18 protein-coding genes are annotated in these 22407 nt (G+C 60.6%); 11 read left to right on the top strand and 7 right to left on the bottom strand.

The annotated features are described in order from the left end of the window. Positions 1-118: 118 nt before the first annotated feature. Positions 119-1084 (bottom strand): proteasome assembly chaperone family protein, encoded by a 966-nt coding sequence (locus tag L7A20_RS08270; RefSeq protein ID WP_237185406.1) that lies wholly within the window; start codon positions 1082-1084, stop codon positions 119-121. Positions 1085-1378: 294 nt separating this feature from the next. On the opposite strand from L7A20_RS08270, the gene L7A20_RS08265 reads away from it, so the two are divergent. From L7A20_RS08265 to L7A20_RS08250, 4 genes are all read left to right on the top strand, one after another. Then, a complete protein-coding gene (locus L7A20_RS08265) occupies positions 1379-2893 on the top strand; it encodes a leucyl aminopeptidase (RefSeq protein WP_237223061.1) in 1515 nt (504 codons plus the stop codon). 177 nt (positions 2894-3070) lie between these two features. Then, positions 3071-4465 (top strand): dihydrolipoyl dehydrogenase, encoded by a 1395-nt coding sequence (lpdA, locus tag L7A20_RS08260; protein WP_237223060.1) that lies wholly within the window; start codon positions 3071-3073, stop codon positions 4463-4465. A 99-nt stretch (positions 4466-4564) separates the two neighbouring features. Continuing rightward, entirely contained in the window at positions 4565-6229 is a 1665-nt protein-coding gene (gene sucB / locus L7A20_RS08255) for a 2-oxoglutarate dehydrogenase, E2 component, dihydrolipoamide succinyltransferase (RefSeq protein WP_237223059.1), read from the top strand. Between the two features lie 159 nt (positions 6230-6388). After that, positions 6389-6772 (top strand): hypothetical protein, encoded by a 384-nt coding sequence (locus L7A20_RS08250; protein WP_237223058.1) that lies wholly within the window; start codon positions 6389-6391, stop codon positions 6770-6772. A gap of 93 nt (positions 6773-6865) precedes the next feature. Here L7A20_RS08250 and L7A20_RS08245 read toward each other — a convergent pair whose 3' ends face one another. Continuing rightward, positions 6866-8521 (bottom strand): protein kinase, encoded by a 1656-nt coding sequence (locus tag L7A20_RS08245; protein WP_237223057.1) that lies wholly within the window; start codon positions 8519-8521, stop codon positions 6866-6868. Positions 8522-8716: 195 nt separating this feature from the next. Between L7A20_RS08245 and lipB the strand changes: the two genes are divergently transcribed. The 3 genes from lipB (at position 8717) to L7A20_RS08230 (ending at position 11345) form a co-directional block, all read left to right on the top strand. Next, a complete protein-coding gene (lipB, locus tag L7A20_RS08240; protein ID WP_185173126.1) occupies positions 8717-9394 on the top strand; it encodes a lipoyl(octanoyl) transferase LipB in 678 nt (225 codons plus the stop codon). Positions 9395-9462: 68 nt separating this feature from the next. Further along, on the top strand, positions 9463-10470 hold the full coding sequence (lipA, locus tag L7A20_RS08235; protein WP_185173127.1) for a lipoyl synthase: 1008 nt from the start codon (positions 9463-9465) through the stop codon (positions 10468-10470). Positions 10471-10595: 125 nt separating this feature from the next. Then, positions 10596-11345, top strand: a complete 750-nt coding sequence (locus tag L7A20_RS08230) for a DUF4191 domain-containing protein (RefSeq protein WP_237195381.1) — start codon at positions 10596-10598, stop codon at positions 11343-11345. 74 nt (positions 11346-11419) lie between these two features. Here the strand turns inward: L7A20_RS08230 and L7A20_RS08225 are convergent, their stop codons facing one another. Then, complete coding sequence (locus L7A20_RS08225) at positions 11420-12121, bottom strand: VTT domain-containing protein (RefSeq protein WP_237198429.1); 702 nt, start codon at positions 12119-12121, stop codon at positions 11420-11422. Positions 12122-12133: 12 nt separating this feature from the next. Continuing rightward, a complete protein-coding gene (locus L7A20_RS08220; RefSeq protein WP_237185413.1) occupies positions 12134-12523 on the bottom strand; it encodes an RDD family protein in 390 nt (129 codons plus the stop codon). Between the two features lie 357 nt (positions 12524-12880). Between L7A20_RS08220 and glnA (L7A20_RS08215) the strand changes: the two genes are divergently transcribed. Next, positions 12881-14305: a type I glutamate--ammonia ligase gene (gene glnA, locus L7A20_RS08215; RefSeq protein ID WP_237223056.1), complete on the top strand. Its 1425-nt coding sequence runs from the start codon at positions 12881-12883 to the stop codon at positions 14303-14305. A 110-nt stretch (positions 14306-14415) separates the two neighbouring features. Continuing rightward, positions 14416-15168: an acetolactate decarboxylase gene (budA, locus tag L7A20_RS08210; protein ID WP_185173131.1), complete on the top strand. Its 753-nt coding sequence runs from the start codon at positions 14416-14418 to the stop codon at positions 15166-15168. Between the two features lie 15 nt (positions 15169-15183). On the opposite strand, the gene L7A20_RS08205 is transcribed toward budA, so the two are convergent. Beyond that, on the bottom strand, positions 15184-18354 hold the full coding sequence (locus L7A20_RS08205; protein ID WP_272879217.1) for a bifunctional [glutamine synthetase] adenylyltransferase/[glutamine synthetase]-adenylyl-L-tyrosine phosphorylase: 3171 nt from the start codon (positions 18352-18354) through the stop codon (positions 15184-15186). Between the two features lie 69 nt (positions 18355-18423). Beyond that, positions 18424-19767, bottom strand: coding sequence for a type I glutamate--ammonia ligase (gene glnA / locus L7A20_RS08200; protein WP_237185416.1), 1344 nt, complete (start codon positions 19765-19767; stop codon positions 18424-18426). Between the two features lie 216 nt (positions 19768-19983). Here glnA (L7A20_RS08200) and panB point away from each other — a divergent pair, with 216 nt between their 5' ends. Then, positions 19984-20868 carry a 3-methyl-2-oxobutanoate hydroxymethyltransferase gene (gene panB, locus L7A20_RS08195; RefSeq protein WP_237223055.1) on the top strand — a complete coding sequence of 295 codons (885 nt, stop codon included), beginning with the start codon at positions 19984-19986 and terminating at the stop codon, positions 20866-20868. A 286-nt stretch (positions 20869-21154) separates the two neighbouring features. Here the strand turns inward: panB and L7A20_RS08190 are convergent, their stop codons facing one another. Continuing rightward, positions 21155-21355 (bottom strand): SPOR domain-containing protein, encoded by a 201-nt coding sequence (locus tag L7A20_RS08190; protein ID WP_237195370.1) that lies wholly within the window; start codon positions 21353-21355, stop codon positions 21155-21157. Positions 21356-21478: 123 nt separating this feature from the next. Here L7A20_RS08190 and map point away from each other — a divergent pair, with 123 nt between their 5' ends. After that, positions 21479-22384, top strand: coding sequence for a type I methionyl aminopeptidase (gene map / locus L7A20_RS08185; protein WP_237223054.1), 906 nt, complete (start codon positions 21479-21481; stop codon positions 22382-22384). The last annotated feature ends 23 nt before the right edge of the window (positions 22385-22407 follow it).

Genomic DNA, 22407 nt, shown 5'->3' with positions numbered 1-22407 from the left:
AGCCCTCACGGGGCGCACGCTTCCCATAAATCGGTGAACCCGTGACGCATCTATGACGCCTCTAAAGCGGGTTTCCACAGGCAGTTTCACCGCGGGGCCAGGCCCGGCCCGGGCCGGTTTAGGAACCGGAGGGGCCCAGGCCGCGGGGGCCGTCGCCGTCCGCATCCCGAGTGTTATGGTCGAGCTGAGCCAAGAAGGCCTCTACCTCATCACCGATTTCATCCCGGCTAGGTACCCGACCAGCGGCACGCTCAGAGAGGGGGAGGCTACCGAACCCCTGGGCGGCGTTCGCGTCGTAGGACTCTTCGAGGCGCTGAATCATCATCTGAATTTCAGGGCTAGCGCTAGCCTGCTCGTCAATCTGCAGCTGAACATTCTCGGACAGCTCACGCAGGCGATCCGAGGGCAGGCTTAGCTTGGCTGCCAGCGACAGGTGCTCCATAGCGACAAGAGCGGTCTGGGGCAGCTCCGACTCCGACAGGTACTGCGGCACGTTCACTGCGAAACCGGCCGTTCCAATGCCGGCCTCGGTCAGGCGCACCTCCAGCAGGCTCGATACCGACCCGGGCACCAGAGCCTCGGGTTGGAAGGAGGAAATACCGACCGTCAGGTCCTTACGAGACCCGTGCGCCGTTACGGGGATAGGGCGGGTATGCGGCACCGGCATGGGGAAACCGGTCACAGACAGGGCTACCGATACCTCAAGACGCTGGGCAATATCCACCACATCGGCTGTAAACCGCTGCCACAGCAAATCGGGCTCAGCACCGGTCAGCAACAAGAAAGGCTTGCCCAGGCGGTCTTCTACCGCGTACAGCTTGAGTTCGGGAAGTACGGGGTTGGTGTAGTGGTCTTTTTTGAAGGTAATGCGGGGCTTGCGTGACCGGTAGTCATGCAGGCGGTCAGCATCAAACTCGATGACCGGCACATTATCAAGTTCATGCAGAAGCACTTCACCCAGGTGCCCCGCGGTGCCACCGGCGTCCTGGGGGTGCGAGAGAGCAATGACGAGGGGCAGACCTCTCAATCGGTCGTTTTCAAACGCCCCGGCGTGAGCTATATACAGCCGATCTTCGTGCGTCATCTTCCTAGCCCCCTTCTTATTTCCCGTCCTCTGTGAGTCTCTATAGTACTCCAGGGTGTAGCCGCTGTGTAGCCTAATGTCGCAGGTATAACGCTTGGAATATGCAGAACTATTCCTTCCAGGGCCGTAATTCTCACCCTGGCCCCTCTGCCTGTTCGCTCTGCGGTGATTTAGCCGTAAGGGGCGTTGCGCAGATTACATTCACGGGGCTTTTAGGCCTAGGCTTATAGACGATACTGCAGTTGCCCTAGAGCGCGGCTGCCCCTCTTATATCTACTGCGAAGGGAGATTTCTGTGAGCGATTCTCACGATCTGTCATTCTCTGTAACCGCCCCCGACCTTGAAGCCCTTGAGGCCGATGTGCTGGTGCTCGGTGTGTATTCCGGCAAGGAAGGCCCCTCACTGGCCGCTAACCCCCTCGATGCCGAAACCGCCGAGGGCCTTGAGGCTATTTTGGAAGATTTGGGCGTCAGCGGCGGGCAGGACGAGCTCGTTCGGCTTCCCGGCTTCGACGAGGCGGGCACCGACGTCGTTGCCCTCATCGGCCTAGGCTCTCAGAAGGAGGATGCCGCTGCCCACCGTGTTGCCCTGCGCTACGCAGCGGGCTCAGCCGTCCGCCAGCTTGCCGGTGTAGAAACCGTAGCCCTCGCCCTGGGCGCAGAATCCGTTGAGGAAGTAGCAGCTATCGCAGAAGGCGCCGCCTACGGCGCTTTTGCCGATACCCAGCTGCGGGCCAAGACTGCCGATTCAGTCAAGGCTCCCGTCGCCGAGGTTCTCATTGTCACCGATGTAGCCCCCGCTGAGGCAGAAGGTGCCCTGACTCGGGCTCTCATTCTGGGTGAGGCCGTTGACCACACCCGCCGCCTGGTCAACACCCCACCCTCCCATCTCTACCCCGAAACCTTCGCAGAGCGTGCCCTTGCCCGCGTAGAGGGCCTTGAAAATATTGAAACCAAGGTCTGGGACTACGAAGAACTCGTTGCCGAAGGCTTCGGCGGCATCGCGGGTGTCGGCCAGGGCTCAGAGCGCAAGCCCCGCCTGGTAGAGGTCAAGTACACCCCCGAAAAGGCCGAAAAGACCGTCGCCATTGTGGGCAAGGGCATCACCTTCGACACCGGTGGCATTTCGCTCAAGCCCGCCGGATCCATGACCACCATGAAGTCCGACATGGCAGGTGCCGCAACCGTCCTCAACGTCGTGGCAGCAGCTTCTGAGCTCAACCTGCCGGTTGCCGTACACGGCTACCTCTGCCTGGCCGAGAACATGCCCGGTGGCAACTCCATCCGCCCCGAAGATGTGCTGACCATGCGCAGCGGTCACACCGTTGAAGTCATGAATACCGACGCCGAAGGCCGCCTGGTCATGGCAGACGGCCTGGCCCTGGCATCCGAGGACGAGCCCGACGTCCTTCTCGACATCGCAACCCTGACCGGTGCCCAGCTCATCGCCCTGGGCGTGCGCACCGCAGCGGTCATGGGTGACGATACCGTCCGCCAACAGGTTGTTGAAGCAGCTACCGAAGCCGGCGAAGACTACTGGCCCATGCCCATGCCCGAGCACCTGCGCAAGAGCCTCAAGTCCCCCGTCGCCGATCTGCAGAACATCGGCTCCCGCTACGGTGGCATGCTGGTAGCAGGCCAGTTCCTCGAAGAATTCGTGGGCGAAAAGGACGGCGCAAAGATTCCCTGGGCCCACCTGGACTTCGCAGGCCCCTCCTTCAACGAGGAAGGCCCCTACGGCTTTACTCCTAAGGAAGGCACCGGCCACTCCATCGCCACCCTGATTAAGTTCATCGAGGCCTACGCCTAAACCTTACTTTCCAGGGAACTTTTACATTTGCACCCCGTTGCCCGCGTTCTAGCAGGTAACGGGGTGTAATCATGCCCACCCGAGCAATAAAACACCTGCCAATAGTGGCAGGCGGACGCATTCAAGGGATAAGCTAGAAAACGACAGTACATAAGGGGGCTTAGGCCTCCGCGACCCATGCAAGGGAGCGTCAACGTGGCCGATTCGGCAACAACAGAATTCGATATCCTCATCCTCGGTGGCGGTAGCGCCGGTTACTCCGCAGCTCTGCGCGCGGTACAGCTGGGCTTCACCGTAGGTCTGATCGAAAAGAGCAACCTGGGCGGCACCTGCCTGCACACCGGTTGCATCCCCACCAAGGCTTACCTGCACGCTGCAGAACTCGCATCCGAGGCTCAGCACGCTTCGAAGTACGGTGTAAACACCACCCTCGAGTCCATCGACATGGCTAAGGTTCGTGACTACAAGGACGGCATCGTCGCCGGCAAGTTCAAGGGCCTGACCGGCCTTCTCAAGATGAAGAAGGTCACCGTCATCGAGGGCGAAGGCAAGCTCACCGGCAAGGACACCATCACCGTCGCTGGCACCGAATACAAGGGCAAGCACATCATCCTGGCATCCGGTTCTGTCTCCAAGACTTTCGGCATCGAGATTCGTGACCGCGTGCTCACCTCCACCGAAGCCCTGCAGATGGACTACCTACCCAAGAGCGCTATCGTTCTGGGCGGCGGCGTCATCGGCTCCGAGTTCGCCTCCATGTGGAACTCCATGGGCGTAGAGGTCACCATCATTGAGGGCCTGCCCCACCTGGTCCCCAACGAAGACCCCTCCATCATCAAGGTCGTTGAGCGCGAATTCAAGAAGCGCGGCATCAAGTCCTCACTGGGCAAGTTCTTCAAGACCGTTGAACAGGACGCCAATGGCGCCAAGGTCACCCTTGAAGATGGCACCGTCTTCGAGGCAGACATCGTTCTTGTTGCTGTCGGCCGTGGCCCCAACACCGAGGGCTTTGGCTACGACGAGCAGGGCCTGACCATGGACCGTGGCTTCGTTATCACCAACGATCGCCTGCACACCGGCGTTGGCAACATCTACGCTATCGGCGACATCGTTCCCGGTGTTCAGCTGGCCCACCGCGGCTACCAGCAGGGCCGCTTCGTTGCCGAAGAAATCGCAGGCCTCAACCCCCAGATTGTTGAAGACATCAACATCCCCAAGGTCACCTTCTGCGAGCCTGAGATCGCCTCCATCGGCTACTCCCAGCCCAAGGCTGAAGAGAAGTTCGGCAAGGAAAACGTTGAGGTTGCAGAGTACAACCTGGCTGGCAACGGCAAGTCCTCTATCCTGGGCACCGGCGGCCTGGTCAAGGTCGTCCGCGAGAAGAACGGCCCCATCATCGGCGTTCACGCTGTTGGTAAGCGCATGGGCGAGCAGATTGGTGAGGCCCAGATGTGGGTTGTCTGGGAAGCCTTCCCCGAGGATGTCGCCCAGTTCATCCACGCCCACCCCACCCAGAACGAATCCCTGGGCGAGGCTGCAATGGCTCTGGCTGGCGCACCCCTGCACGGCTAAGACAAGCCCCTGCGGTAGGCGCTAGCCCTAACCCTGGTTATAGGGTCAGCGCCTACCCCCTACAGATTTTTATCACTCACAAGGAGAGCACGAAGGACTATGTCCACCACCGTAGAACTGCCCGCACTGGGCGAATCCGTAACCGAGGGTACCGTTACCCGCTGGCTCGTTGAGGTTGGCGAAACCGTTGAGGTTGACCAGCCCATCGTTGAGGTTTCCACCGACAAGGTCGACACCGAAGTTCCCTCACCCGTAGCCGGTGTTGTTGAGAAGATTCTCGTTGAAGAGGACGAGGACGTCGAGGTCGGCGCTCCCCTCATCGTTATTGGCGACGGCTCCGGCGCAGGCTCATCTGACGATGCCCCCGCTGCAGAAGCCCCCAAGGCTGAAGAAAAGGAAGAAGCTCCCGCAGCTGAGGAAAAGAAGGAAGAGGCACCCGCTGCCGCACCCGCGTCCTCAGGCTCAGCTTCTGGCACCGAGGTTACCCTGCCCGCTCTGGGCGAGTCCGTCACCGAAGGCACCATCACCCGCTGGCTCAAGGAAGTTGGCGAAGAAGTTGCTGTCGACGAGCCCCTCGTAGAGGTTTCCACCGACAAGGTCGACACCGAGGTTCCCTCACCCGTAGCCGGTACCCTGCTTGAAATCCGCATCCAGGAAGACGAGGACGCCGAAGTCGGCCAGGTTCTGGCTATCATCGGTGACGCTTCAGCCGCTTCTGCCCCCGCAGAAGAGAAGAAGGAAGAAGCACCCGCTGTTTCCTCCACCGACGAAGCTGCCGAGGCTCCCGCTGTTGAACTGCCCTCCGGCGAAAACGGCGAAGCCTACGTCACTCCCCTGGTCCGCAAGCTGGCCAAGCAGGAAGGCATCGACCTGTCCACCATCAAGGGCACCGGTGTTGGCGGCCGCATCCGCAAGCAGGACGTCCTGGCTGCTGCTGAAGCTAAGAAGGGCGCTGCTCCCGTAGCATCAGCCCCCGCTGCTGAAGCTCCCGCAACCGCAGCTCCTGCCAAGAAGGAAGCCCCCAAGGCTGCAGCGTCCTCAAAGCGCGGCACCACCGAAAAGGCTCCCCGCATCCGCCAGACCGTTGCTAAGCGCATGGTTGAGTCACTGGCTGTTTCTGCTCAGCTGACCACCGTCCAGGAAATCGACCTGACCCGTCTGGTTGCCCTGCGCAACAAGGCTAAGGCCGGCTTCGAGGCTCGCGAGGGCACCAAGCTCACCTTCCTGCCCTTCTTCACCAAGGCAGTCACCGAAGCTCTGCAGCAGTTCCCCCAGTTCAACTCGTCCATGAGCGATGACTTCAAGGAAATCACCTACCACGGTTCCGAGAACATCGGCCTGGCAGTTGACACCCCCAAGGGTCTGCTCGTTCCCGTTGTCAAGGACGCCGGCGACCTCAACATCGCAGGTATCGCCAAAAAGATCAACGACGTTGCCAAGCGCGCTCGTGACGGCCAGGTCGGCCCCGAGGAGCTGTCAGGTTCAACCTTCACCATCTCCTCCACCGGCCAGACCGGCGGTGTCTTCTTCACCCCGATCATCAACCAGCCCAACGTAGCGATCCTGGGCATCGGCTCCACCAACAAGCGTCCTGCTGTTATCCAGGATGCCGAGGGTAACGATGTTATCGCGATCCGCTCACTGGCTTACTTCTCACTGACCTACGACCACCGCGTTGTAGACGGTGCAGATGCTGGCCGCTTCCTGGCCTTCCTCAAGCAGCGCCTTGAAGAAGCAGCTTTCGAAGCTGAGGTTGGTCTCTAAACCACAGGTCTTAGTTCTCTGAACTAGGCTCTCAGGTGCCCCGCTGGCAGAAGTTAGCGGGGCACTTTACTTTCTCCCTTTTCTTGGCGTGGGCACTCCCACACTAGTTTTGGTGGCAAACTGTCGCTAAATAAACAGGTATTACGTAGACTTGTTATCATGGCTATCGCATTTTCAATTCTTCTTTTCTTGCACATCGTTGGTGCAGCAACGGTTTTCGGTCTCTGGCTGGGGACCTTTAAGCAGGGCATCGTCCTGCCCGGTCAGTTCCACGCAGCTCTTCTTCAGGTCGTGACCGGTTTTGCCCTCTACTTCATCCAGATGTCAGAAAACATGACTCTGAACCACATGATGATTGGCATCAAGATGGTCATCGCCCTGGTTATTGCTGTCGCTGCTTTCATGGGTCAGAAGAAGTACAAGGCTGCTCGTGCCCTGGGCACTCCCGAAAACGGCAAGAATATTGCCCTGGCCCACACTGTTGGTGGCCTGGCTCTGGTCAATATTGCTATCGCTGTTTTCATGCAGCACCTCCAGTTCTAAATATTCTGCTTTGAACCGGTAGGTTCTTAGCGTCAGGGGCGGTGTACCGGTTGAGGTACACCGCCCCTAGTTTTTGGGGAGGCAGAAAGTGGGCTAGGGCTTAGGCTGCTCGAGTGCTAGCGGTTGAGCTTGAGCTAGCAGGTAGCTTCCCCCCTGAATCTGCAGGGTTAGCTCTACCTGCTGAAGCACCTTTCCTTCTTCCACGCTGATGCCCTGGGCTGCTAGCTCCTCGCCGCTAGCAGTCGGGGTATAGCCGGTCGCTTGAACCGTTCCCCGGACCTTGAAGCCTTGCTCAGTCTGGGTAACCTCAGCGACGGCAAGCAGTTCTGTGCTCATTCCAGCTAAGTCAGCGGCACCTTGGCTGACCAGTAGTTGCCGGTCGGCTTCTGCCAGGGGTGAATCCATCACCGCATAGTCGCTGATACGCTCGGTGTCACCGCTAGCCAGAACCCGGCTACGGGAAGCCACAAGTTGCGCAGCTTCAAGGGCGAGCTCGTCATTGGTCGGTTCAGAGGCAGGATCCCGCTCTTGCCCATCAGCTATCTGCTGTGCCCCACCGGCTAGCTGCTGGCCTGCCTCTGGTAGCTCTAGAGCAGGCAGAGAGTGAGGGGCCTGGCTAGTTGCCGTAACGGCGTCCTCCCCCTGACCCTCTGCAAAGGAGAGCTGGTAGCCTACCCCACCTAAAGCTAGAGCTCCTATCAGAACAGCGCCGCTCATGGCCCACCGTTCTCGGATAAATCTTCCTAGTGGCAGCTGACGTGCGCCTTGACCGACAGGCTTACTACGAGATGGCTTGCGGGCCTTGGCCTTGCTCCCCCGGGAGAAATCAGGAAGTTTCCCGTACACCTGACGACGTTGTTTCACCGCCCGGCGGGGCTCGGCTGGCGCAGGCTGCCTGTAGGCAGGAAGACGGGGACGCACGCTCTGGTGGGCGCTGAGGTGAAGTTCGAGGGGCTCGGGGTCTGCCGCCAGCTCAATAAGGGCTAGTAGGTCAGCCAGCTGGGGCTGCTGGGCACGAGAGTCGATAGCGTCCTCAAGGGTCTGGGCCAGGGCGTCGCTGGCCTGGGGGACAGCCAGGTTCAGGGGAGCCCTCAGACGCATGGCCTTAGGCTCTTCCCCGGTAAGGCAGAGCCAGAGCAGGGCAGCGCAGGCTGCGATGTCTTCTGCCTGCCGGCTCTTCTGTACCGCGGACGCCAGTGGGCGGGTATCGATATCGGGGGCAAGGAGTTTCAGCTCGCCCCGCACGGTGAAAACGCAGTGGCGGGCCGCTAGCTCAGAATAGGCAAAGCCCTGTTCGTGGAGGTAACCCAGTGCCTGGGTGAGGGCTCTGGCAACGGTGGTTACCTGCCCCAGTGGCAGTTTTCCCTTGGCTCGGCAATAGTCGGCAAGGGTGCCAGCCTCAGCAGGTTCATACCAGATATGGTAGGAGTCCTGCGATGAGGTCACAGCATCGACTCTCAGCACTGCGGGGTGAGGGGTGAGGGAACACAGCCGTTCTGCGGATTTCGCACTAGCTTCTGCATCGCCGGTGATCTGAGTCAGAGTGTAGGGGCCCGCCTGCACCTCAAGGTGGGCGGCACTTTGGTAGCCGCAGTCCACAATCCAGGTGCTGTGGTGGGCTCCGCTTTCAAGGCGGTAGCGCGGGGTTACGTCGGGCAGGTTACCGGGTATCAGCAGGGCCTGGTCGTTTTCTGGTTCAGGCGGTACGGACGCCGGGGTCGGCTGGGGTAGATCTGTGGGGGTACTCATGCTTTAGCTATACACCACCTGGCAGCACCACCGCCGGGAGTATCCACAGGGCCAGCATTTACGCTAGTCAACCGCATGAAGGTACCCTGTGGATAAAAACGTCATCTAGCGTCACAACATCACATAGCGGGTTCAGACGACCAGAGTCTCCCTGAATATTTTCGCCCCACCGCCAAAAGGGCTACCCTAGAAGGTATGGCACTTTTGTTTGAACGGGTCGGGCTTGCCCCCGACTATGTGGAATACACCTCCGCGCTGGACTACCAGCGCACCGTCCACGAAGAAGTCGCCACCGGCGTCCGGCAAAATACCGTCCTACTGCTAGAACACGAAGAAGTCATTACCGCCGGTAAGCGCACCGAAGACCACGAATACCCGACCGATAACCGCGTGCCCGTCATCAAAATTGACCGCGGTGGTAAGCTCACCTGGCACGGCCCCGGCCAGCTGGTTGGCTACCCTATCGTGCAGCTGCCCGAGCCCATCGACGTCGTCCGCTACGTGCGGGTACTCGAAGAGGTGCTCATCAACGTCCTGACCGATCTGGGCATCACCTGCCAGCGGGTCGAGGGGCGTTCAGGGGTCTGGGTGCTAGGCGATGGCGCCCTGGTGCAGGACAAAAAAATTGCAGCTATCGGCATTCGCGTGGCAAAGAACACCACCATGCACGGTTTCTCTATCAACTGCAACAACCCCACCGACCCCTTCGGCGCCTTTATCCCCTGCGGCATCACCGATGCGGGCGTCACCACCGTTAGCGAACAGCTGGGCCGGAATATAACCCCCGCCGATATTGTTGACCGGGTAGAAGAAGAGCTGGCCCGTTACGCCGACCAGCTCGCCGCCGACTTCACACCGGCCCCCAGCGCATAAACCGCTCCCCGGCAGAAGCCGCCAGCACACCCACCACAGGTTTACCACCAAAAGGAGAACCCCACCTCATGAGCGCCCAGCCAGAAGGCCGCAAGCTACTTCGCGTTGAAGCCCGCAATGCAGAGGTCCCCATCGAGAAGAAGCCCTCATGGATCAAAACCAAGGCCAAGGTTGGCCCCGAATACAAAGAAATGGTTGACCTAGCCCGAGGCTCTGGCCTGCACACCGTGTGTGAAGAGGCCGGCTGCCCCAACATCTACGAGTGCTGGGAAGACCGCGAAGCAACCTACCTGATTGGCGGTTCAGAGTGCACCCGCCGCTGCGACTTCTGCATGATCGACACCGGTAAGCCCGTTGCTATTGACCGCACCGAGCCCCTTAAAGTGGCCCTCAACGTCAAGAAGATGGGCCTGCGCTACGCCACCGTCACCGGTGTAGCCCGTGACGACCTTGAGGACGGTGGCGCCTGGCTTTATGCCGAAACTATCCGCCAGATTCACCGCGTTTCACCCAACACCGGCGTCGAAATCCTGATCCCCGACTTCAAGGGGAAAGAAGAGGACGTGCAGCAGGTCATCGATGCAGCCCCCGAGGTCTTCGCCCACAACCTTGAGACCGTCCCGCGTATCTTCCGTCAGATTCGCCCTGCTTTCCGCTACGAGCGCTCCCTGGACGTCATCACCCAGGGTAAGGAAGCCGGTCTGATTACCAAGTCCAACCTGATTCTGGGCATGGGTGAAACCAACGAAGAGGTGTACGAGGCCCTCTGCGACCTGCACGATGCCGGCTGCGACCTGATTACCCTCACCCAGTACCTGCGCCCGGGCCCCCTCTTCCACCCCATCGAGCGTTGGGTCAAGCCCGCCGAGTTCGTTGAGCTCTCAAAGATGGCCGAAGAAATTGGCTTTGCCGGTGTGATGGCAGGCCCCATGGTGCGCTCGTCCTACCGTGCAGGTAAGCTCTGGGCCCGTGCCATGAAGAAGCAGGGGCGCGAAATCCCTGAGCACCTGTCGCATATCGACGATTCAGGCTTTGCTATGCAGGAGGCTAGCTCCCTGGTAGCAGCAGGGGCCTAAGGACGCTACCCCCTAGGGTTTCAAGCGCCCACCGGTTTCATCGGTGGGCGCTTGCCGTATAGAATGGGTAAGTTAGGGCGCGTATCGCACCCGCCCGCCCAGAATCGACTCACGAAGGAAACACAGTGGCTGAATCCCGTGGCAGCACCCGCGCACAGACCCGCGAAGAAAAGAAGAAGGCTCGCGAAGAGCGCCGCGCCAAGCGCGGCCCCGGCATGTTTGCTCAGATGAAGCAGGTCTATGCTATGACCCGCGAGCAGGACCCCAACATCCCCTGGATTCTTGCTCTGGTCTTCTTTGGCACCGTCCTGGTCTTCCTGCTGATCGGCCTGCTGCTCAACAACTGGATTACCTTCCTTCTCATCGGTATCCCCCTGGGCATTCTTTTCTCTGTCATGGTGCTCTCCCGCCGGGCAGAAAAGGCAGCTTTCGCCCAGCTGGAAGGCCAGCCCGGTCGCTCCGGTGCAGCTCTTTCAACCCTGCGCCGCGGTTGGATTTTCGAGCAGCAGCCCGTTGCCGCTAACAAGTCCCAGGACGTCGTCTTCCGCGCCATCGGCCGCCCCGGCATCGTCCTGGTCACCGAAGGCCCTACCGGCCGCGTCAACGGTCTGGTCCAGAAGGAAAAGCTCAAGTACTCCAAGATCGTACCGACCGTTCCCGTAACCGTTATCAACACCGGGCACGCTGACGGCCAGGTTGAACTCAAGCAGCTCACCAAGACCATGAACAAGCTGCCCAAGAAGCTCACCCAGCAGGAAATGCACCAGGTAGCTAACCGCATTGATTCACTCTCGAAGCACAACAACATGCTGAACGCTATTCCTAAGGGTATTGACCCCATGCGTATGCGCCCCGACCGTCGAGGCATGCGCTAAGCCGCAGGTTTCCCATCAAGAAGGGGCCCGCTCAACAGATGTTGAGCGGGCCCCTTCTTGATGCGTACAGGCTTTTACTGCACGGGCTTCTTCTTTGAACCGCGCCACCAGTTCATGATGAAAACGTAGGCGATCAGTGCCAGGGTTATCTGCATCATGTAGCGGTCGATGGTCTCGAGGGTGGGCTGGATGCCCTCGCCGAAACGCAGCCCCAGGTAGAGGTAAAAGAGCTTATTGCCGATTGCTAGCAGGTAGATGTAGAGACCGATAACCCAGCCCTTGAGTTTACGGATACCGGCGATAGCCACCAGAATCGTCGCCGGAATCGGTGAGAAAGGGATAAAACCCAGCAGCAGACTCAGAAAGAGGTGCTTCTCAACAAACCCCTCAAGTTTGCGCCACCACAGGGGGGTGTGGTTAGCGAACAGCCAGGTGATGAAGTCCTGCCCCCAGTGCTTCCCCATAAAGAAGTAGACCGCCATGAACTTGATGTGGCTGGCGGCAGCAGCTGCGGTCAGGGCTGCCAGCATAAGGGCAGCTCCCTGGTTCTGGGCAGCGGTAATCAGCAGCCCCAACCCCGAACCGGTCAGCAAAGAAACCAGCCAGGGCGCGTTGACCAGCAGATTAGGTCGCAGGGGAATCATGACCATCGAGAAAATGGTCATGAAGGCGAGCAGGCTCAGCAAGACCTTGTCGATTGGCCTGGGCTGGGTCAGAAAGGACGGCAGCGCCGGGTCGTTCTCTTTCGGCGGCTCTTCGCCGGTAGGGTTCGTCATATCGTCTTTCATTTATCGAATCATCACCAAAATAGTATGGCGGGCCCGGTCGTGCAGGCCGCGCTGGTCGGCATCCATAATGACAACGGGCAGCACCAGCATGACCATAGACTGGCGAATCAGAGCGGTCAGCCAGCCAGCGGGCTTACCATCAAGTCGCTGTACCTGCATACCGAGGGCAAAATGCCCCACCGTATGCCCCATAAAACCGACAGCAGCAACCATATAGAGCCAGAAAATAACCAGCTGGGCAACATCAAGCACAGCGGTATTCACGCCCGGAAAAACCGTCTGCCCCAGCACAAAAAACATGCCCTCAATGAGCAGCCAGTCAATCCAAAAGGCCAGCAAACGGCGCACCGGGCGAGCAATAGCACCCCGCCCCGACCGCGGCCTGCCCATATTCTGCCCGGGGTACTCCTGGTCGGTAGGAGCCCCCTCTATCCAAGAACCTAAATCTCTTCTCGTAACCACCCAACTAACCTTACCGGCTCCTACCCCCTTTCTGCCCAAGAAAACCGGGCGCAGGCGTCCTACCCTCTGAGAAACCCGGCCCCAAACCACCTACACTAGAAAAGGGGAACCTAGCCACCCAAACCCACGTAACACCAACGCAACCCAGCTGACGGTACGTTACACACGCGAAACAAAAGCGATACTTTAGGGCAAAAAATACGCTCTAGGCTAGAAACAACAGCGAGGGAGCCCAGGCAAACGGGCACCCATGGGTCGAAAACAACTCAAGGAGAACAAACGACCATGTTCACTACCGCACAGGAAGTCCTCGACTTCATCAAGAACGAAGACGTCAAGTTCGTTGATATCCGCTTCTGTGACCTGCCCGGCGTACAGCAGCACTTCAACCTGCCCGCTAAGGCTATCGACGAAGATTTCTTCATCAACGGTCAGATGTTTGACGGTTCCTCTATCCGCGGCTTCCAGGGCATCGCCGAATCAGATATGCAGCTGATTCCCGATGTTACCAGCTGCTACGTAGACCCCTTCCGCCTTGAGAAGACCCTGGTTGTTACCGGCTCCATCGTCAACCCTCGTACCGGCGAGTCCTACCACCGCGACCCCCGTGGCGTAGCAGAACGTGCCGAAGAGTACCTGAAGTCAACCGGCATCGCCGACACCGCCTTCTTCGCATCCGAAGCAGAATTCTTCGTCTTCGAAAACGTCCAGCACGAAGTATCCCCCCAGTCAGTCTTCTTCAAGATCGACTCCGACGAAGCTCCCTGGAATTCTGGCCGCAAGGAAGAGGGTGGCAACCTAGGCAATAAGACCCCTGTCAAGGGTGGCTACTTCCCCGTCTCCCCCGTCGATAAGCAGGCCGACCTGCGCGACGCCATGTGCGTAGCCCTCGACGAAGTGGGCCTTGAAGTAGAGCGCTCCCACCACGAAGTAGGTGCCCCCGGCCAGGCTGAGATTAACTACAAGTTCTCCACCCTCACCCAGGCCGCTGACGACCTGCTCAAGTTCAAGTACGTCATCAAGAACACCGCCGACCAGTGGGGCAAGACCGTTACCTTCATGCCCAAGCCCGTCTTCGGCGATAACGGTTCAGGTATGCACTGCCACCAGTCACTCTGGCAAGACGGTGAGCCCCTCTTCTACGACGAGCGCGGCTACGCAGGTCTTTCCGATGTTGCCCGCTGGTACATTGGCGGTCTGATTGAGCACTCCTCATCAGTTCTGGCTTTCACCAACCCCACCGTCAACTCCTACAAGCGCCTGGTGCCCGGCTACGAAGCCCCCATCAACATGGTCTACTCCCAGGGCAACCGTTCCGCCGGCATCCGCATCCCCATCACCGGTACCAACCCCAAGGCAAAGCGCCTCGAGTTCCGTGCACCCGACCCCTCATCCAACCCCTACCTGGCTTTCGCAGCCCAGCTCATGGCAGGTCTGGACGGCATCCGCAACCGCATCGAACCCCCGGCACCCATCGACAAGGACCTCTACGAGCTGCCCGCCGAAGAAGCAGCAGACATCAAGAAGGCACCCGCCAACCTTGAAGAAGCCCTTGACGCCCTCGAAAAGGACCACGATTTCCTTCTGGCAGGCGACGTCTTCACCGAAGACCTCATCTCAGCCTGGATTGACTACAAGCGCAGCAACGAGCTCGCTCCCCTGCTGTTGGTTCCCCACCCCCTCGAATACCAGATGTACTACGGCGTCTAAGCCCCGGTAAACTGACATTCACAAGCACAAAGCCGCGCTAGGCGTCCGCACCGCAAGGACGCCGCAGTGCGGCTTTTGCGCACCACCCCCGCTTACTCAAGGAGAGACCCATGAGCCCCCAAAGCTCCATTCTCGAAGGCCGCAGCACCATCTACCGCAACGAGGTCTTCCAAACCGGCCTGATGAGCCAGCTTCTCGACGGCATCTACGACGGGGATATGACCATCGGTGAGCTACTGGGCCACGGAAACTTCGGCGTGGGCACCTTCGACGGCCTCGACGGGGAAATGATCGTGCTCGACGGCACCTGCTACCAGATGCGCTACGACGGTTCCATCTCGCTCGCCTCGCTCGACCAGAAAACCCCCTTCGCCGTCATCACCAACTTTGTGCCCGCCATCAAGCGAGAACTCCCCACCAACCTGCTGCGCACCTCAGCTAGCCAGGTACTGGATAACTTCACCCTGTCAGATAACTACATGTACGCCATCAAGATCGTGGGCGACTTCGAGTGGGTACGCACCCGCACGGTCAAGAAGCAGGAGAAGCCCTACCCCAAGATGGTGGACGCTGTAGAGGGTGAAGACATCGTCCAGTTCAACAATGTACCCGGCACCATCGTGGGCTTCCGCACCCCCATCTACGAGCAGGGCATCGGTGTGCCCGGCTGCCACGCCCACTTCATCGACGACGAGCGCACCCGCGGCGGGCACGTGGTCGACTTCAAGCTGCGCAGCGCCCACGTGGAAATCTGCCCCGGCACCGGCCTGCGCCTACACCTGCCCCTCAACGAAGCGTTCTCAAACGCAGACCTATCGCCCGAAGACCTGGCAGACCAGATTTCAAAGGCTGAGAAGCACTAGGTAAACGGCTAATCTCTACCCCGGGTAGAACAGCTTTTCGTAGACGGCCCGGGCCTGGCGGGTGATGCGCAGGTAGTCATCTTCGAGGACGCGCGCTGAGTGGGGGGCATACCCGCACCAGCGGGCGATAGCTTCAAGGTCTGAGCGGGTGGTCGTCAGGGTATCCGAGGCGCGGCCGGTACGGAGCACGTTCAGGCCGCGTATCTTGGAGGCCAGTTTCCAGGCTGATGAGAGCAGGGTGGCGTCCCGTTCATCGACCAGCCCTGCCTGCACAGCGGCGTCCAGGGCCTTGAGGGTGGAGGTGGTGCGCATGCCCTCAACCCGGTGGGCGTGCTGCAGCTGTAGGAGCTGGACCAGCCACTCGATGTCCGTCAGCCCGCCTCTGCCCAGTTTGAGCTGGCGGGTCTTATCGGCGCCGCGGGGCATACGTTCGGTTTCGACCCGGGCTTTCATCCGGCGGATTTCGGTGACCTTCTCAGCGGGGAAGGTGGTGGGGTACCGGTAGGGGTCGATGAGCTCGATAAAAGCTGCCCCTACGTATTCGGACCCCGCGAAGGGACGGGCCCGCAGCAGGGCCTGGAACTCCCAGGTATCTGCCCAGCGCTCGTAGTATTCGCGGAAGGATTCCAGCGAGCGCACCATGGCGCCTGCCTTGCCTTCGGGGCGCAGGTCAGCGTCGATTTCGAGCACTTTTTCGGCGCGGATCGGCGGGGTGGTGGGTTGTTTGAGCAGGGCGACCATGCGGTTGATCAGGTCGGTGGCTTCGGTTTGGGCGGCTTTTTCGTCGGCTCCGTCGCGCGGTATGTGCACGTACATAAGGTCGGAGTCTGAGCCGTAGCCAATTTCGGCCCCGCCCTGGCGGCCCATGGCGATGACCGCTACGTCGGTGAGCGGGGTGCGGCCATCGATGTAGGTTTCTCGTTCGGCAATGGCAAGAGCCGACTGGATGGCGCCCCGGTCGATGTCGGATAGGCCGTGGGCTACTTCTGCGTTGCTGTTGATGCCGAGCGCTTCGCCCATGGCGAGGCGGAGAATTTCGCGGCGGCGCATCATGCGGACGGCGCGGATCGCTTCGGCTGAGTCAGTGTGGCGAGTGAGCTGGGAGCGCAGTTCGCCGATGATGACGTCGGTGGCGCGGGGTTTGAGGTCTTCGGTGCGGTCGAGCCAGGCGATAGGTTCGGGGGTATCTTCGAGCAGGTCGGTGATGAAGCGGGAGGACGCCAGCAGGGTGCAGAGGCGCTCTGCTGCGGCCGGTGAGTCGCGGAGCATTCGCAGGTACCAGGGGGTGCCGCCCAGGGACTCGCTGACGCGGCGGAAGCCGAGCAGGCCGGCGTCCGGGTCCACGCCCTTGGCGAACCAGCCGAGAAGCACGGGCATGAGGGTGCGCTGGATTTCGGCTGAGCGGCGTAGACCCTTGGTGAGGGCTTCGATGTGGCCCATGGCGCGGCGGGGGTCCTTGTAGCCCAGGGCTGCCAGGCGGTCTTGCGCTGCCTGCGGGGTGAGGGCCACTTCGTCTTTGGAGAGGTGGGCTACGGCGGCTAGCAGCGGACGGAAGAAGAGGCGCTCGTGCAGGGATTTCACGGCGCGTTTGATACCGGCCCACTGTTTGAGCATCTCTGGCTCGGTCAGCTGGGTGGGGGCCAGGGGGGAGTTCATGGCGCGCGCTAGCGAGCGCCGGTCGTTTTCTTTGACCGGCATCAGGTGGGTACGGCGCATGTAGAGCAGCTGGATGCGGTGCTCCATTACACGCAGGGTTGCGTAGTTATCTGCGAAGTCGTGGGCGTCCTTACGGCCGATGTAGCTGGCTTTTGCGAGGGCCGCGATGGAGTCGGTGGTGCTCTGGGTGCGGACGCTCTCATCGGTGCGGCCGTGCACGAGCTGCAGAAGCTGGACGGTAAATTCTACGTCGCGTAGGCCTCCGGGGCCGAGTTTGATTTGTCGGTCGACGTCAGCGGCGGGGATATTGTCGGTGACGCGTTGGCGCATGGCCTGCACTGACTCTACAAAGGAATCGCGGGCGGCAGATTCCCAGATGAAGGGGCGCATGGCTCGGGCCCAGCGGACGCCCAGTGCGGGGGTACCTGCGATGGGGCGGGCTTTGAGCAGGGCCTGGAATTCCCAGTTTTCGGCCCACCGCTTGTAGTAGGTGGTGTAGGACTCCACGGTGCGTACCAGGGCGCCGTCCTTACCTTCGGGGCGCAGGTTGGCATCGACCTCCCAGAGGGCCGGTTCGGGGGCCGGGGCCATGATGGCCTTGGAGAGGGCCATGACCAGCTCGGTACCGATCTGGGTCAGGGTATTTTCGTCGAGGGGGGCAAAGTCTTCGGGCAGGTCGGCCAGGGGCTTGTGGGCGACAGCGTAGACCACATCGACGTCTGAAATGTAGTTGAGTTCGCGGGCGCCGCATTTACCCATGCCGATAATGGCAAGTTCTACAGCGGCTACGGTCTGTTCGCTGCGGTTCTGGGCTACTTCGGCGCGGGCGATTGCCAGGGCCCCTTCGAGGGCAGCTGCGGCCAGGTCTGCCAGAAGACGGCCAACGGTGGGCATGAACTGTACCGGTGCGAAGCTGGTGAGGTCGTAGATCGCTAGTTCGGTCAGGTGACGGCGGTAGGCAACGCGCAGGGCGGTGTAGGCTTCTTTGCCGGTGAGCTGGGCGACCGGGGCGGACGCAGCCGGGTCGGCTCCCACAGCCGTTAGCAGGTCACGGCGGTAGACGGTATCGAGCGGAGCGATAGGGGTGAGGTATTCTTCGTCGGTCTCGGGCAGCAGCGAGACGGGAAAATCTTGGCCGTCAAAAGCCCTAGGGTCAATCTCTAGCAGGTCTGCGTGCTCGGGGTGGCGAACCAAGAACTCCCCCAGCGCCTCGGAGCCGCCCAGTAAGCGGTAGAGGGCCTCGGCGTCCGCTCCCCGCGCAGCTAGCTGCGCCACCTTAGGGGCGCGTTCAATGAGTCTGACCAGGGCAGGCAGGGCGATATCGGGAGAAGGGGCTAGGCGCAGACCCTCAAACAGCTTGGCGCGGTCTAGACCTTCGAGCTCCCGGGAGTTGAGCCAGCGGGCGCTTTTAGCCGCATCGTAGAACCCCAGCGATGCCATCTCGCTCAGCAGACGCACCTGAGCCTTGCGTTCTTCTTCGGCGCGGCGGGCGGCTTCTTCGGGGGTTTCGTTCTGCGGGGTCTGGGTCACCGCTGTCTCCTTAGGTATTAATTACAGCAGGCGCAACACCGCCTGTGGTGTTGCGCCTGCATACGGGCACTAGAGGATACCGAGATTGTTCTTGAGTTCGTAGGGGGTTACTTCGGCGCGGAAGGCGTTCCAGTCGCGGCGCTTGTTGCGCAGGAACTGCTCAAAGACCTGCTCGCCGAGGGTTTCGGCCATGAACTCTGATTCTTCGGTACGGTGGATGGCGTCGTGGAGAGAGGACGGCAGGGCGTGGTAGCCCATGGCGCGGCGTTCTGCGCTGGTCATCGCTGAGATGTCTTCGGTGACGGCGGCGCTGGGCAGCTCGTACTCGTTTTCGATGCCCTTGAGGCCAGCTGCCAGGATGACGGCGTAGGCCAGGTAGGGGTTGGCAGCTGAGTCGATGCCGCGGTACTCCATGCGGGCTGACTGCATCTTGTTGGGCTTGTAGAGGGGAACCCGCACCAGGGCGGAGCGGTTGTTGTGACCCCAGGAGACGTAGGAGGGGGCCTCGCCGCCGCCCCACAGGCGCTTGTAGGAGTTGACGAACTGGTTGGTGACCGAGGTGAACTCGGGAGCGTGGCGCAGGACGCCGGCAATAAAGTGCTTGGCGGTGCGGGAGAGCTGGTACTCAGCCCCTGCCTCAAAGAAGGCGTTGGTGTCGCCCTCGAAGAGGGAGAAGTGGGTGTGCATGCCGGAGCCTGCGTGCTCGGTGAAGGGCTTGGGCATGAAGGTGGCGTAGATACCCTGGGAGAGGGCGACTTCCTTGATCACGGTGCGGAAGCTCATGATGTTATCGGCGGTCTGCAGGGCATCGGCGTGGCGCAGGTCGATTTCGTTCTGGCCGGGACCGGTCTCGTGGTGGGAGAACTCCACCGAGATGCCGATTTCTTCCAGGGTGGTCACTGCCTTGCGGCGGAAGTCCTGCACCACGCCGCCGGGAGTGTGGTCGAAGTAGCTTTCGGAGTCAACCGGTTCGGGGAAGCCGCTGGGGCCCAGTTCCTTTGACTTGAGCAGATAAAACTCAATCTCGGGTGAGGTGTAGCAGGTAAAGCCCATACCCGCTGCCTTAGACAGCACGTTCTTGAGCACACCGCGGGTATCTGAGGCGCTGGGCTCCCCGTCGGGGGTGAGAATATCGCAGAACATACGGGAGGTCGGCTCTTCATCCCCGCGCCAGGGCAGCACCTGGAAGGTGGAGGGATCAGGCTGCAGCAGCATATCTGACTCGTACACGCGAGACAGGCCCTCAATCGATGAACCGTCAAAACCGATACCCTCGTCAAAGGCGCTCTCAACCTCAGCCGGTGCAATAGCAACAGACTTAAGCTGGCCCACCACATCGGTAAACCAGAGGCGGACGAAACGCACGTTGCGCTCTTCGATGGTGCGCAAAACGAATTCTTGCTGACGATCCATGTGACCTATCCGTTCATGTCTAAAGGTGGTGCCCGCACCCCGGTGGGCGGGCAAACGAATCCTTAGCATCAACTCTAGAACGTAACCGCCTTGCGTGCCCACCTGGCACGCTCTGACCCCGGTAACAGTAACGTGTTTTAAACATTTCTTTCACCGACTGAGATAAAGCGGGCCCGCTCCGGTTGCGGTGCGCCTGCAGGCTACTAGAGTTAAAGCATGCTCAACGAAGAAACAGCACCCTACGGGTCCTCAAACCCCACCCCCGCCAGCACTCCTCAGGACGCTGAGGCAAGCGTCCTCGCCGTCAAAAAGGTGCGCACCGTGCACCTGCAGCAGGCCAAGGACGCCGGTGAAAAGTTCGCCATGCTCACCAGCTACGACGCCCTGACCGCCACCATCTTCGACCGGGCCGGCATCGAACTGCTGCTCATTGGCGACTCTGCGGGCAACAATGTGCTGGGGCACGAATCAACCCTCACCATTACCGTTGACGAGATGATTCCCCTGGTCAAAGCTGTTTCTACCGCAGCCAAGCGGGCTATGGTCGTCGCGGACCTGCCCTTTGGCTCCTACGAGCAGTCTCCCGCCCAGGCCGTGGCAACCGCCGTGCGCTTCATGAAAGAAGGCGGAGCGCACGCTGTCAAGATGGAAGCCACCGCCCACCACGTAGACCACGTGCGCGCCATGGTTGCAGCGGGCATACCCGTGATGGCTCACATCGGCTTCACGCCCCAGTCTGAACACGCCCTCGGCGGCTACCGGGTGCAGGGCCGCGACGGCGGTCAGGCACTCAAAGACACAGCCCTGGCCCTCGAAGAAGCCGGTGCCTTCTGCCTGCTCATGGAAATGACCCGCTCCGATGTTGCCGCCGACATCGACGCCTCAGTGCGCATCCCCATCATCGGTATCGGGGCGGGCGCGGACGTCAGTGGGCAGGTGCTCGTCTGGCAGGACGCTTTCGGGCTGCGGCAGGGCAAGATGGCCCGCTTCGTCAAACAGTACGCCAATCTCTACGACACTCTGTTCGAAGGAGCAGCCGCCTACCGGTCAGACGTGCGCTCAGGCGCCTACCCGGCAGCGGAACACAGGTTCGACAGTTAAAAATTCTGCGTTGCCAAGAGTTGGGGAGGTAGCTAACCCGGGGCTCGCGCTCGCTGCCGACCCTCTCACGGGTTCGCTAGCTGGCTCGCAAGCTCGCCAGATTCGCACCGAGATTTATTTTCCTCGCGCACTCGGAATCTCGGTGCTCATCACACGTGATTCACGCCCCGCCTTGCGGCGGATTCCGTTCGCTCGTATGTGCTGACGCACCCGCTCACTCCATCGAGCCAGCAGCTTCGCTGCGAGCCCGGGTCAGCTTTCTCAACGCTAGTGAAAAATTCCTTCCCTACCAGGCGTCCTTACCCTCGTCCCATTCTTCGTTGCGCTTCTTCGCCTTCTCCATGGCATGCTCTGCTTCTTCACGGGTAGCGAAGGGGCCCCAGAGCTCGGTGATTTTGGACTGCTGGCCCTCTTCGACCTGGCCGGTGCTCAGGTTGTACCAGTACTGGGTGTCGTGGGGGCCGGGGGTGTAGTCGTTCAGTGACACAGGGTCTCCTTTGTAGTTGATTGATGTTGCATGCACCACTTTACGCCCGGTTAGGCAAAAGATACAGCTTTTGGCAACGCTCCTAGGCGGGCCAGCCGGTGCGTAGCGGATAAGCTAGAAGGCATGTCGACATCATCTAACAGCCACAACCTCCCCGCTGAGCCGGGTAAAGCCCCTGTGGGCAACCTGACGCCCGGCGTCGTAGCCCCCATGCGCCCGGTACCGGCGCACATCGTCCGCCCCGAATACGTGGGCAAGCCCGAAGCCAACGAGGGTCAGGGTTCAAACTTTTACACCCCCGAAGAAGTAGAAAAGGTGCGGGCCGCCGGCAAAATTGCCGCCGGTGCCATCGTTGAAGCTGAAAAGATCGCTGTTCCCGGCACCACCACCAACGACATCGACGTCTTGGTGCACGAATACATCTGCGACCACGGGGCCTACCCCTCAACCGTTGACTACCGCGGCTTCACCAAGAGCGTGTGCACCTCGCTGAACGAGGTCATCTGCCACGGTATCCCCGACTCCACCGTGCTTGAAGACGGCGATATTCTCAACCTCGACGTAACCGCCTACCTGCACGATATGCACGGTGACACCAACCGCACCCTGCTGGTAGGGAACGTGGATGAAGAGTCCCGCCTGCTGGTTGAGCGCACCGAAGAGGCCCTGAACCGCGCCATGAAGGCGGTACGCCCCGGCCGTGAAATCAACGTCATCGGGCGCGTCATCGAAAAGTACGCCGCCCGCTTTGGCTACGGCGTGGTGCGTGACTTTACCGGTCACGGTGTGGGCCGTGAATTCCACTCCGGCCTGATTATCCCCCACTACGATGCGGCCCCTGCCTACAACACCGTCATCGAAGAGGGCATGATTTTCACCATTGAACCCATGCTCACCCTGGGCACTATCGAATGGGATATGTGGGAGGACGACTGGACCGTCGTTACCCGCGATCGCAAGCGTACCGCCCAGTTTGAACACACCATGGTTGTCACCGCCGACGGCGTGGACATCCTTACCCTGCCCTAAACACCATCACTCTCAAAGGAGCG

The organism is Rothia nasimurium (assembly GCF_928381415.1).
Classification (GTDB): Bacteria; Actinomycetota; Actinomycetes; order Actinomycetales; family Micrococcaceae; genus Rothia; species Rothia nasimurium_H.
Note: the sequence above shows the minus strand (reverse complement) of the source record. Positions and strands in the feature narration are given on the sequence as shown.

What these genes read in the sequence shown, in the direction of transcription:
- L7A20_RS08270 (WP_237185406.1), bottom strand. Translation starts at nt 1,084, where the DNA reads ATGACGCACGAAGATCGGCTGTATATAGCTCACGCCGGGGCGTTTGAA.
- lpdA (WP_237223060.1), top strand. Translation starts at nt 3,071, where the DNA reads ATGCAAGGGAGCGTCAACGTGGCCGATTCGGCAACAACAGAATTCGAT.
- sucB (WP_237223059.1), top strand. Translation starts at nt 4,565, where the DNA reads ATGTCCACCACCGTAGAACTGCCCGCACTGGGCGAATCCGTAACCGAG.
- L7A20_RS08250 (WP_237223058.1), top strand. Translation starts at nt 6,389, where the DNA reads ATGGCTATCGCATTTTCAATTCTTCTTTTCTTGCACATCGTTGGTGCA.
- L7A20_RS08245 (WP_237223057.1), bottom strand. Translation starts at nt 8,521, where the DNA reads ATGAGTACCCCCACAGATCTACCCCAGCCGACCCCGGCGTCCGTACCG.
- lipB (WP_185173126.1), top strand. Translation starts at nt 8,717, where the DNA reads ATGGCACTTTTGTTTGAACGGGTCGGGCTTGCCCCCGACTATGTGGAA.
- lipA (WP_185173127.1), top strand. Translation starts at nt 9,463, where the DNA reads ATGAGCGCCCAGCCAGAAGGCCGCAAGCTACTTCGCGTTGAAGCCCGC.
- L7A20_RS08225 (WP_237198429.1), bottom strand. Translation starts at nt 12,121, where the DNA reads ATGACGAACCCTACCGGCGAAGAGCCGCCGAAAGAGAACGACCCGGCG.
- L7A20_RS08220 (WP_237185413.1), bottom strand. Translation starts at nt 12,523, where the DNA reads ATGGGCAGGCCGCGGTCGGGGCGGGGTGCTATTGCTCGCCCGGTGCGC.
- glnA (WP_237223056.1), top strand. Translation starts at nt 12,881, where the DNA reads ATGTTCACTACCGCACAGGAAGTCCTCGACTTCATCAAGAACGAAGAC.
- budA (WP_185173131.1), top strand. Translation starts at nt 14,416, where the DNA reads ATGAGCCCCCAAAGCTCCATTCTCGAAGGCCGCAGCACCATCTACCGC.
- glnA (WP_237185416.1), bottom strand. Translation starts at nt 19,767, where the DNA reads ATGGATCGTCAGCAAGAATTCGTTTTGCGCACCATCGAAGAGCGCAAC.
- panB (WP_237223055.1), top strand. Translation starts at nt 19,984, where the DNA reads ATGCTCAACGAAGAAACAGCACCCTACGGGTCCTCAAACCCCACCCCC.
- map (WP_237223054.1), top strand. Translation starts at nt 21,479, where the DNA reads ATGTCGACATCATCTAACAGCCACAACCTCCCCGCTGAGCCGGGTAAA.